The organism is Candidatus Planktophila sp. (assembly GCF_040402315.1).
Lineage (GTDB): Bacteria > Actinomycetota > Actinomycetes > Nanopelagicales > Nanopelagicaceae > Planktophila.
The window spans coordinates 1-10,744 of sequence record NZ_JBBAMU010000029.1; the positions used below are offsets into that span (position 1 = coordinate 1).

The 10,744-nt window shown below is 49.2% G+C and carries 12 protein-coding genes; 2 read left to right on the forward strand and 10 right to left on the reverse strand.

Annotation, left to right across the window (positions count from 1 at the left end; genetic code table 11):
• Positions 1–233 precede the first annotated feature (233 nt).
• Positions 234–791, reverse strand: a complete 558-nt coding sequence (locus AC9UEP_RS04980; protein WP_509544594.1) for a hypothetical protein — start codon at positions 789–791, stop codon at positions 234–236.
• Between the two features lie 103 nt (positions 792–894).
• On the opposite strand from AC9UEP_RS04980, the gene AC9UEP_RS04985 reads away from it, so the two are divergent.
• Positions 895–1,503: a LysE/ArgO family amino acid transporter gene (locus AC9UEP_RS04985; RefSeq protein WP_509544596.1), complete on the forward strand. Its 609-nt coding sequence runs from the start codon at positions 895–897 to the stop codon at positions 1,501–1,503.
• On the opposite strand, the gene AC9UEP_RS04990 is transcribed toward AC9UEP_RS04985, so the two are convergent.
• The gene (locus AC9UEP_RS04990) at positions 1,493–2,365 is read right to left on the reverse strand and encodes a DMT family transporter (RefSeq protein WP_509544599.1); all 873 of its coding nucleotides are present in this window, start codon (positions 2,363–2,365) and stop codon (positions 1,493–1,495) included. The genes AC9UEP_RS04985 and AC9UEP_RS04990 overlap by 11 nt on opposite strands.
• Positions 2,366–2,393: 28 nt before the next feature.
• On the opposite strand from AC9UEP_RS04990, the gene AC9UEP_RS04995 reads away from it, so the two are divergent.
• Positions 2,394–3,881, forward strand: coding sequence for an aldehyde dehydrogenase (NADP(+)) (locus AC9UEP_RS04995; RefSeq protein WP_509544602.1), 1,488 nt, complete (start codon positions 2,394–2,396; stop codon positions 3,879–3,881).
• Here the strand turns inward: AC9UEP_RS04995 and AC9UEP_RS05000 are convergent.
• The 8 genes from AC9UEP_RS05000 to AC9UEP_RS05035 are packed head-to-tail and all read right to left on the reverse strand — an operon-like array spanning position 3,878 to position 10,652.
• Entirely contained in the window at positions 3,878–4,882 is a 1,005-nt protein-coding gene (locus AC9UEP_RS05000) for a proline racemase family protein (RefSeq protein WP_509544604.1), read from the reverse strand. The two genes, AC9UEP_RS04995 and AC9UEP_RS05000, sit on opposite strands and share 4 nt — an antisense overlap.
• A gap of 10 nt (positions 4,883–4,892) precedes the next feature.
• On the reverse strand, positions 4,893–5,786 hold the full coding sequence (locus tag AC9UEP_RS05005; RefSeq protein ID WP_509544607.1) for a dihydrodipicolinate synthase family protein: 894 nt from the start codon (positions 5,784–5,786) through the stop codon (positions 4,893–4,895).
• Between the two features lie 22 nt (positions 5,787–5,808).
• Positions 5,809–7,143: an FAD/NAD(P)-dependent oxidoreductase gene (locus AC9UEP_RS05010; RefSeq protein ID WP_509544610.1), complete on the reverse strand. Its 1,335-nt coding sequence runs from the start codon at positions 7,141–7,143 to the stop codon at positions 5,809–5,811.
• Positions 7,140–7,403, reverse strand: coding sequence for a (2Fe-2S)-binding protein (locus AC9UEP_RS05015; RefSeq protein ID WP_509544612.1), 264 nt, complete (start codon positions 7,401–7,403; stop codon positions 7,140–7,142). Before AC9UEP_RS05015 ends, AC9UEP_RS05010 begins: the two co-directional genes overlap by 4 nt.
• The gene (locus tag AC9UEP_RS05020; protein ID WP_509544614.1) at positions 7,400–8,542 is read right to left on the reverse strand and encodes an NAD(P)/FAD-dependent oxidoreductase; all 1,143 of its coding nucleotides are present in this window, start codon (positions 8,540–8,542) and stop codon (positions 7,400–7,402) included. The genes AC9UEP_RS05015 and AC9UEP_RS05020 overlap by 4 nt, the downstream gene beginning before the upstream one ends.
• 10 nt (positions 8,543–8,552) lie before the next feature.
• A complete protein-coding gene (locus AC9UEP_RS05025; RefSeq protein WP_509544616.1) occupies positions 8,553–8,957 on the reverse strand; it encodes an HIT family protein in 405 nt (134 codons plus the stop codon).
• Positions 8,954–9,862 carry an oxygenase MpaB family protein gene (locus tag AC9UEP_RS05030; protein ID WP_509544619.1) on the reverse strand — a complete coding sequence of 303 codons (909 nt, stop codon included), beginning with the start codon at positions 9,860–9,862 and terminating at the stop codon, positions 8,954–8,956. The genes AC9UEP_RS05025 and AC9UEP_RS05030 overlap by 4 nt, the downstream gene beginning before the upstream one ends.
• 25 nt (positions 9,863–9,887) lie before the next feature.
• Complete coding sequence (locus AC9UEP_RS05035) at positions 9,888–10,652, reverse strand: alpha/beta hydrolase (RefSeq protein WP_509544621.1); 765 nt, start codon at positions 10,650–10,652, stop codon at positions 9,888–9,890.
• Positions 10,653–10,744 lie beyond the last annotated feature (92 nt).

Genomic DNA, 10,744 nt, shown 5'->3' on the forward strand with positions numbered 1-10,744 from the left:
TTAGACCAGCCTATTGGCTTGAATGTGGACATGCATGGAACGCCGATTTAACTAAACCAAATGAAAATTGGATTGGCAAAATAGCACTCTGCCCAGTATGCGCGGTGCAGAGCCCGGTAAAGGAAAAGGTTATTAACTCCCGTTAACAAAGGCTTTCTTGGTCTGCACTATTCACACTCGTAAGTGAGGATTGAGATTACGGGGATCACTGGTTTGATCCCAGTCTCATCCACCTAACGCGCGTTATGAACTTCCAGCCAGGTAGAACGAACCTTTTCCATATCTCCTTCAGCTCTAATCAAGTGCAGGAATTCGTTGAAGCTTTCACCACCGTCTTCTAGGTGCACAGTGTGATGGACTCGATCTTTAAGAAAGAACTCAATATTTGATTGCACCGTTTCTACATAGAAAGCGGCGAGATCTCGCTCCTGATCGACACTCCAATCCCCTGTCTTCATCAAAATTCCATGGGCAAAGGCGTTCATTATTGAAGCTCGATAAGAACTGTTCTGCAAGCGATGATGGAAGCTGTCTACCGTTGCCTCAAAATCTCGGATGAGATTGATGTAAAGAACGTCCTCAGGAAAGCGCTTAGCTAACTCTCCGGTGAACCAGATTAGTCGATTATCTGCCTCAATATGATGAGCTGTGTAGGCGAATCGTTTATCTCCCAGATGGGCACTCAGAGATTCATGCGCAGCTGAGTAGTTTGTCAGGTGCGACGAAGCTTCAATAAACGTCTTTGATCCTGATCTTCCCGGGCTTAATACAAAAACATTCTTGAAGCGCATAGCGAATTCTAAAACCAAAAATCGTGAAATGGAAGGATGACACAGTGCTAAACAGACTTAGGACCCTATCCCCATGTACTTACAAGCAAAGTACTATCAGAGGGTGATTGCATTTCTCCCAGGCTTATTTACTGGCCTCTCCCTGATCATCGCAATCGGTGCCCAAAATGCATTCGTGATTCGCCAAGGGCTAGCTAAGTCTCATGTTCTCCTAGTTGTCACCATCTGTGCGACATCCGATGTGCTACTCATCTTCCTGGGCACCGGCGGACTCGGTGCTCTCATTCAATCGCAGCCACGCGCACTTGAAGTGATCCGCTGGTTTGGGGTCATCTATCTGACCTACTTTGGACTCAAAACTCTTCGAAAGGTCCTTCGCACGGGAGCTATGAGTATCGAAGGCGCACCATCAATTTCGCGATCAGCAGCAATTGCATCGGTGCTCGGATTCACCTTCTTAAATCCGCACGTGTATCTAGATACAGTTATCCTACTCGGCAGCATCTCCAACCAATTCCAGAGCGATCGTTGGTACTTCGCACTCGGTGCCTCGCTCGGCAGCATTCTTTGGTTCTCTGCCCTTGGTTTTGGAGCCCGAGCGGCCTCGAGATTTATGACTAAGCCAATCTTTTGGAAGGTACTTGATTGCGTCATCGCTAACATCATGTTCGGCGTTGCGATTTTTCTTATCTTCTATGACTTTAAGGCTTAGCGCGAGAGATATAGAGAATTCCCGCGGCAACGATTGCAATACCGATATAACTTTGCGTAACTAGGCTCTCACCAATTACTACCGCAGCCAAGATTGTGGCAGTTGCCGGCTCTGCCAAGACCACAGTGGCCGCAGTACTTGAATCAATCTTCTTAAGCCCCGATGTGAAGAGAAAATACCCAATCGCTGTGGGAACCAGGCCTAGCCAAAGAACTGATAGTCCGCCCTTAGTTGTGAGTATCCACTCTGGGTTTTGGGCAAAGAGGAATGGCACTGTCAGCAGCGCCGCCACACCAAATGAGGTGGCAGTCAACCAGATGTCCTGTGCTCCAGCTGCTAATGATTTGCGACCGATAACACTAAATACTGCGAAACCGAAACCTGCTATTGCTGCCAGGAGAACACCCAGCGGTTTAAATTCTGCAATTCCATTCGCCGTTCCAACCAGAATAATCCCAAGGATTGTGATCGATGTGCCTAGGTACCAACTCTTTGAAGGTTTCTCGCCCATGACAAGGTAGGCAACAATGGCGGAGAATGTTGGAACACTGCCTAGGGCTGTCACGGTGGAGATCGCAATGCCGGTGATGTTCACTGCGCTAAAGAAGGTGAGTTGATAGCCAGCCACACCAAAGCTACAGATCAAGAGGTCTCGGTGTGACATGTGAATACTTCCGCGTTGTGAACGTTGGATGTAGGCAAAAGCAAAGAGAAAGAGCGAGCCACAGAGAAGTCTGGCGGCGCCCACGGCAAGAGGTGAGATATCTGGAACGCCAAGTTGTTGCGTGGTTCCTGTGGTTCCAAAACAGAGAGCGGAGCCAAGAATAGCGAGAATTCCCATTCTCCTTGTTGAGGTACTCACCTGGGAAGAATACTCGTAAGATTCAGATATGACATTTACCGCCATTAAACCCAGCGATACTTCCCCATTCGGAAATCCAATTCACGAAAATACCGAGGGTGAAGTACGAGCTTTGATTACAAAAGCAACAGAGCAGGCTCACACACTTGCCGCTCTTTCTCCGGTGAAATCAGCATCTTTGCTTCGTTTGATTGCCGAAGAAATTGAATCCCAAAGATCTCAATTAATAGTAAGTGCCTGTGCTGAGACTGCCCTTCCTGAGGGTCGCATTGGCGGGGAGATAACTCGCACCACAGCGCAATTCAAATTATTTGCAGACCTCGTTGAGACCGGACGCCACTTAAGGGTTGTCATAGATAAGGCCGATGCCAACTACTCCCCTGCACCACGCCCTGATATTCGCCGCCAGAACCAACCACTTGGAGTCGTTTCTATCTTTGCCGCCAGTAACTTCCCGCTTGCCTTCTCCGTTGCTGGTGGAGATGCGGCTTCTGCCATCGCTTCTGGCAACGCTGTTGTAGCTAAGGCGCATCCTTCACACCCAAATACCTGCGCAATTATCGAAGGTGCAGTAAAGAGTGCGCTGATTAAAACTGGTTTATCTGCTGATCTCTTTGCAATCGTGCAGGGTGTGAATCCGCAGATTACCCACTGGCTAGCTGGAGATCCTCGTATCAAGGCTGTTGGATTTACCGGGTCTGAAGCAGTGGGAAGAATCTTGCTTGATATTTGCGCAAAGCGGGAAGTACCTATTCCTGTATACGCCGAGATGGGGAGTCTAAATCCTGTTTTCGTAACACGCTCTGCAATCGCGGAACGCTCTGAGGAGCTAGCTAAAGGCTTAGTTGATTCTGCCCTCCTTGGATCTGGCCAATTTTGTACTAAGCCAGGGTTAATTTTCATTCCAGAAAACGAAACTCAATTTCTTTCACAAATCAGCACTTACCTGGCAACGTTGCAGGTGGGACCACTTCTTTCATTCGCAATAGCCGGCCGCTATAGCGCTGCTATCGCATTACTTGCTCAAGCACCTTCAGTTCAAATTTTTTCTGCAAAGGCTACCGACAATGGTTTTGGTGTCACTCCCACCATCTTTGTGACTGATTGGGCCACCGCGCAATCAACGCCGGGGTTACTAGAAGAACATTTCGGGCCAACTACTGTTGTAATCACTGCAGCTGAGAATGACTATGTGAGAATCGCGGGCGAACTGCAAGGGCAGTTAACAGCCACTATTCATGGCAGTGCATCTGATTCATATACCGATCTACTTTCAATCTTGGCTCAGAAAGCCGGTAGGGTTATTTGGAATGCATTTCCAACTGGGGTGGCAGTAACTGAGGCGATGCAGCATGGCGGGCAATGGCCAGCATCGTCCACTCACACAACATCAGTTGGTATCGATGCCATCTATCGATTTATGCGCCCAGTCTCTTATCAATCATTTGCGCAAGAGGTTCTGCCGGCCGCCTTACAGGATGCCAATCCGTGGAAAGTCGAACAGCGAATTAATTAAACGATAAATCCATTAGGAAACGGATCGTTCTCATCTAACATCCAGGTGGATTCACCCATGACCCATGCCCGACCTGTAATCATCGGCACGATCGCATCAAAATGGCCAACCTTCGTGCGCTCTTTCACGCGTCCTTCGAAGTGGGAACCAATCCATGACTCATTAATTAGTACATCCCCATCTTTAAACTCACCTCGCGCAACCATCTGAGCTAGCCGAGCGGAAGTTCCGGTGCCACAGGGTGAGCGATCAAACCAGCCGGGATGAATTGCCATCGCATTTCGCCAGTGCAAAGGACCTTCTGCGCCAGGTGAGATGAAGTCGATGTGATGACAGATTGCGATATCTGGATTTTCCGGATGTACAGGTCGATTCTGTTCGTTGATTGCATCAGAGATTTGCAGGCCAAGGTCTAAGAACTTCTGGCCATTCGCCCGCGTGAATTCGATCTTGACCCGCTCGATGGGAACTATGGCATAGAAGTTTCCGCCATAGGCCATGTCGTATTTCAACTTACCAAGCACCGGAACATCTACCTCTTGATCAAGGGCGTAGGAAAAGGAGGGAACATTTGTCATAGTGACATTCTTTGCTCTTCCATCTTCAATGGCTACATCAACAACTACTAAACCCGCCGGGGTATCAAGTCGAATTGTCGTAATCGGTTCTACAATCTCCACCAGCTTTTTCTCTATTAGCGCCGTTGCCACACCAATAGTTCCGTGGCCACACATCGGAAGACAGCCAGAGACTTCAATGTAGATAACGCCCCAATCTGCATCAGATCTCATCGGTTTTTGTAAAATCGCACCGCTCATGGCGCTATGTCCACGAGGTTCAAACATCAACCATTGTCGCCAGTAATCCATCTGCTCCATAAAATGAAGACGCTTTTCAAACATAGTTGCCCCTGGTATTTCACCGATTCCAGATGTGACAACGCGCGTTGGCATGCCTTCGGTGTGTGTCTCCACCGTGGTGACCGTGCGCAGGCTCTTCATTTAAAAAACCTCAGCGGCTCTTAAAGTATGCAAGTGCTACATCCATCTCACGATGAATCTGCTCTTGCTCGTGCTTCGGCAGCGGCAATCGCGGCAATCGCGTGGGTCCCCCATAACGACCGACGTGATCCATGCCTAACTTAATTGCCTGGATGAATTCCTTCTTAGAATCCCAGTGGAAGACATCATGTAAAGCTGCATACATGGGCGCTGCCTCCGTGAACTTGCCCGCAATCGCCAAGTTATAAAGCTCCATAGATTCTTTCGGCAGCGCATTAGGAAATCCAGCAATCCAGCCAGAGATGCCAGCAGTAGCTAACTCTAGGAATACATCATCGGCGCCGACAATAACTTCAATTCTGGGCGCCAGCTTCTTAATCTGCCAGATTCTTCGCACATCTCCGGAAAATTCCTTGATTGCAACTACCTCGGGAACTTCATCCGCAATTCTAGCGACCAGCTTTGGCGTGAGATCAACTTTGGTATCGAAGGGATTGTTGTAGGCAATAATCGGTATGCCTACCACGGCTACCGCTTTGTAATGCGCAATCACTTCATCATCAGATGCGCGATAAGCATTCGGTGGAAGCAGCATTACTGCGCCAGCTCCTGCATTCTGCGCTTGCTCTGCCCACTTTCGTGACTCACTCGCGCCATAGGCCGCAACTCCTGGCACGACGCTAAAACCTTTTGGCGCTGCCGCTACCGCAACCTCGACCATCTTTGCGCGCTCTTCCGGGGTGAGAACTTGGTATTCGCCTAGCGATCCATTTGGGATAACTCCATGGGTTCCATTTTCGGCAAGCCAAGAAACGTGTTCTGCATATTTGTCATAGTCGACAGAGAGGTCGGATTTAAAAGGTGTTGCGGTTGCTGTTAGAACGCCGTTCCATGGTTTTGTCATGAGAGAAAGTTATCTCCTAACCTCATTTAATACCATCTGATAGCGCCCCGAGTGAGATAGGAGCAGCAATGGGTCTATTGCTATAGCCGATTCGTTCCTGCTCAGTAACTTCGCATTGGGTTTGACTAGCGATAATTTCACTCACATTGCGAGAACAGATTCGCCCTTGACACATTCCCATGCCAGCACGAGTAAATAGCTTTGATGTTCTCGCATCGTTAGCTGATAGCTCTGAGACCGAGGCACATATTTCACCGAGTGAAACTTCCTCGCACCGACAAACTTTGCTTTCTTGCCTTAACCACCCCTGCCATCCATTGCCGACCGGATAACTAACTTGAAGTGCTGTGGCAAATTTCTGCGATCGATATCGAGCAAACCGCAATCGTGCTGGAATGGCAAGACCAAGTGCTGATAGCGCTGCGATACGACCTTCAATCAGTGCTAAATCAGCTCCTCCAATACCGGTGGCTTCTCCAGCAATCCAAATATTTGCAACCGAACTTCGCTGTTCTCCATCTACGGCGAAAATCACAGTTCCATCTCGGTCTACTACCTGCTTGCACCCGAGAATTCCACCTAGTGTGACATCGGGAGTGAATCCCCAACCCGCGGCAATGACATCGCAGTCAATCTTGGAAACGGTCTTCTTAATTCTCAATTCAGTATCTACTTTGGCTATCGAGGCTGATTTCCCGTCAAAGGCAATCACTGCGCGATTAAATCTAACTCTTAATTTGTACTTATTTATCTGCCGGATGTAATAGATCAGTTCAATAGATTTCTGTGGATTCAGTAGCAGCGCCAGCGGTGACCTAAGCCAACGAAGAGGCGAGTGGGCTTCGAAAATTCCGGCAACATCTGCTCCCGCGGCAGCGAGCCCGACCGCCACCGGCAATAGAAAAGGACCAGTGCCTGTAATCAAAATTTTCTGACCGGCAATGACATTGTGACCTTTAAGAAGAGCTTGCGCTGCGCCCGGAGTCATAACTCCTGGCCGCTCCCATCCAGTAAACGGAATTGCGCGATCGTGTGCACCTGTAGCCAGAATAACTTTTTGGACAGTAATCGCTGATTCAATTCCGGCAGCTAGGTAATTAAGAGTAATTCGATCATCTACCTGAACCGCGCTCCAAATCTGGGCCCCACTTATGTAAATGATCTTCTCATTTTCTTGCAGGGCGGTGAAGTACTTGTGAGATCGGGCAGATTTATAGCCTTCGACTTTCGTCAGGTGTCGCCAGTACTGCCCACCAGGGCGAGGGGCAGAATCAATCACCACCACCTGTTCATTGTTCTCAGCAGCTGTCATGGCAGCTGCAAGACCGGCCGGGCCGGCACCAATGATTGCGATCATTTACTGCTCACAATCTGATCACCCTGGGAAATCTCCACCAGACATGCTCTTTGATTAGCGACACCATTAACCACAACTACACAATCAAAACAAATTCCAATTCCACAGAAAATCAATCTAGGTTCTTTGTGAAAGCGGGTTGCTCTTAACTCCCGCACACCCGATGCCATGAGAGCTGCCGCTATTGACTGACCAGGCGCACCTTCATAATTGTCTCCATTAAATGTGAAGGAAACATCGGCACCTGTGCTCGCACTCATCGTAAGACCTCAGCAAATCTCTTAGGAGAGAAAGCTGCTGGGTCCATAAATGATTGCCGACCAAGGATGGTGTCAGTGATTAGGGCAGCAGAACCTGGTGCAAGTCCGATGCCTGCTCCTTCATGTCCGGCGGAATGCCACAATCCTTTTACTCGGTAATCTTCACCGATTAAAGGTAGATGATCAGGTGCATAAGGCCTAAAGCCGCGATAGACGCGCAAAAGTTGAACATCGCGCAAGATGGGAAATAGCGATGTTGCCTGCGCGGCTAGCTTGCGCACGATCTCGTAATTCATCGTGGAATCAAAGCCGACTCGCTCACGACTTGCTCCAATTAGAATTGTTCCACTTCGTGTTCCCTCTACCACCGTACTAGTTTGTAAATCGGCATCACTACTGGCCACATTCACTACATAGTCTGAGTCATAAACCTTATGGAATATGTATTGCGGGGCTGGTTCAGTCACCAAAATAAATCCACGTCTAGGTGCTACAGGCAGATGTGAACCCGCCAGCGATGCAATTTCTCCCGCCCAAGTGCCTGCTGCATTAATAACAATCGGCGCCGCATATTCTCCGGTGCTCGTCTTAACGCTTCTGATCGAGTCACCGGCAATAGTGAAACCTAGTACTTTGGAGCGTGTCACGAGTTCCCCACCGCGGGCAATCACGCTCTGAATAATGCGAGCTGCTGCGAGCATTGGTTGGCACTGTGCGTCCTGCGGGTAGAAAACTCCTGATGAAAGTTCTGGATGCAGATACGGCTCGAGTTCATGTAGTCGCTTGGAATCTACTTTTTCGGTTATTACACCATGTGCTGCTTGAGACTGCGCTAGCGCCATCAGCTGGGAATCATCGGAACGAGCTACAACCACACCGCCCTTGGCTTCTAACTCAAAAGAGTCTCCAACATCTTCTTGCATCTCAAACCACAGATCACGCGATCTCAGCGCCAGAGTCAGCTCCGGGCCAGGATCTTTATCTGAAACAAGAATATTTCCTTCACCGGCTCCGGTTGTTCCACTGGCTACGGTGCCCCGGTCGATGATCAATACTTTGAAACCAGCATTGGTTAGTGAAAGAGCAGAACAGGCACCTAGGATTCCGGCACCGATAACAATTGCATCCGGGTTCTTCATCTTCGTACTCTCATCCCACGACTTCTTTCTGCACAGCAGCAAGATTGTCATCTGTTGCCGCCGCGATATCCCACGGCTTATGAAGGCCGTCGTTATCCCAACGTGGAATGACGTGCATGTGTAGATGAAAGACAGTTTGCCAACCGGCTTCACGATTCATTTGAAAGATTGTCGTTCCATCTGAACCCAACTTCGCGTGCAGCAGATCTGCCACTTCTTTAGCGGCGGCCGCCACCGAGGCATAGCTCTGCGCATCGGCCTGGTGAATATCAGTGAAATGCTGCTTCGGGATCACCAGTGTGTGGCCCTTAGCTGCGGGGAAAGTATCAAGGAAGGCATAGCAGTCATCGTTTTCATAGACTTTCCGTGACGGCACTACACCTTCAACAATCTTGCAAAAGAGGCAATCGCTCATAAGGCTAACTCTATTCTTTTGATTCTCTCGCGAGCAATCCTTTGCGAAGGCGACTCGTGTCCGAGCAGATAGGAGAGAAAATCAAGCAAGACCCGGCTTAGCTTCAGCCAGCTCTTTGACCTTGGCTTCAGACCCAAGACGGTGAGAAAAGGTTCATCTAGCGTGGCAATAGCGGCGTTACACAAGATGGCATAGAAGAAAAGTCCGCCTTTGCCAAATGGAGGTTTGAGAATAAATCGAACGATAGGAGGAGTCATCGTTATTGCTGCAACCTCATCCTTAACAAATCTGGAAATCTCGGCAGCTAATTCACTCATGGATAGCGGGGCGCTATTAAGTCCTAAAGGCTTGGCGCTCTGGGCCCACTCGCGAATGTATTGATTTCCTAAATCTTGAGCGTCATAGCCAAGTTCTTGGTAAGTACGTAAGAAGGAATCAGTGAAAGCACAATGCACCCAGAGTAAATAGCGCGGATCACTAGCTGCATAGGGGCGAACTTCACTCTTGCCATCTGGGTAATTACCCACGACCCTTTTGTGAATCTCAGTTACCCGCTGTGCTTCACGTGCCACTGCTTCGGTGGAACCGAAGGATGTAATAGTGAGCCAACGAGTGGTGCGCTCTAACCGCCCCAATGGATCGGAGTCATACTGTGAATGCTCTGCCACACCTGTCAGTGCTGCTGGGTGAGCTGCCTGCATAAGCAGGGCTCTGATGCCACCCACAATTGTTGAAATACAACCGTGTACTTGCCACACCGCACTGTCTGGTCCGAAGTAGCCCATGTCATCACCGATTGCCATCTGGGCCGACCAGGCAGGTGCACCGCTGGCATCTCCGGAAACTGTCTCCCTCAATGAGTCAGCTGCCCGTTTACCACCAAGCAGAGCAACAATTTTATGCACGCTCAAAGTTTAACAAAGAAGCATATTAATGCGATTCGATAAATAGCCGCGAATTCTCAAACATCATTTCGGCGTCATAATCAAGCGGGGCCACGTGATAGCTATTGACCAACTCGATTCTGCTCTTCTCACGTGAGGAAATCCCCTTCAGAATTATCTCGGTGTTAGCGACAGGAAGGGTGTGGTCTTCGGCGCTGTGAAAGAGCTGAACTGGCAAGGTGACATTGGGTAATTGCCTGCGGGTTGCGCTACACATCTTCAGTAACTCATAGACGCCCACAATGGCATTGGCGTCATAGCCGGCTTCGGTAACTCCTGGGCGTTTGAGGTCATCTCCAATAGCAGAGCGAAACTTCTGAAATCGACTTAGTAGCCAAGCCAATTGCGCGGGCACAAATCTGAGACGAATCATTGGGTTGACCAGAATCAAACCCGAGAGTTCCCGTGAATAGCGAGCAGCGATATTGAGTGTTGTCGTTCCGCCCATAGAAAAACCAATCAAAAAGACTTTCTCACAACTGCTCAGTAATGACTGCAATTGACTTTCCACCTTCGCCGGCCATTCTTGCCACTTCACCAGGTTCAGGTCCTCAACTTTTGTTCCATGACCTGGGAGTAATGGAACGCTCACGGTGTATCCGTGGGCATTGAGATATTCCGCCCATGGACGCATCGAGGCTGGAGAGCCAGTAAAACCATGAACCAGAAGAACCCCGATCTTTGCATTGGCCCCGTGTCCTACCGCCTGCCAATCACGCAATAACTCAATCGGAACGCCACGGATGCTCACATCGAAAATGGTATGGCGTAAGCAATGTCAGAGCAATCACATACAGTTCGTTGCGTGAACGACAATTCCTGGCAATCAACGTTGCAAGATCT

What these genes read in the sequence shown, in the direction of transcription:
- AC9UEP_RS04980 (WP_509544594.1), bottom strand. Translation starts at nt 791, where the DNA reads ATGCGCTTCAAGAATGTTTTTGTATTAAGCCCGGGAAGATCAGGATCA.
- AC9UEP_RS04995 (WP_509544602.1), top strand. Translation starts at nt 2,394, where the DNA reads ATGACATTTACCGCCATTAAACCCAGCGATACTTCCCCATTCGGAAAT.
- AC9UEP_RS05000 (WP_509544604.1), bottom strand. Translation starts at nt 4,882, where the DNA reads ATGAAGAGCCTGCGCACGGTCACCACGGTGGAGACACACACCGAAGGC.
- AC9UEP_RS05005 (WP_509544607.1), bottom strand. Translation starts at nt 5,786, where the DNA reads ATGACAAAACCATGGAACGGCGTTCTAACAGCAACCGCAACACCTTTT.
- AC9UEP_RS05010 (WP_509544610.1), bottom strand. Translation starts at nt 7,143, where the DNA reads ATGATCGCAATCATTGGTGCCGGCCCGGCCGGTCTTGCAGCTGCCATG.
- AC9UEP_RS05015 (WP_509544612.1), bottom strand. Translation starts at nt 7,403, where the DNA reads ATGAGTGCGAGCACAGGTGCCGATGTTTCCTTCACATTTAATGGAGAC.
- AC9UEP_RS05020 (WP_509544614.1), bottom strand. Translation starts at nt 8,542, where the DNA reads ATGAAGAACCCGGATGCAATTGTTATCGGTGCCGGAATCCTAGGTGCC.
- AC9UEP_RS05025 (WP_509544616.1), bottom strand. Translation starts at nt 8,957, where the DNA reads ATGAGCGATTGCCTCTTTTGCAAGATTGTTGAAGGTGTAGTGCCGTCA.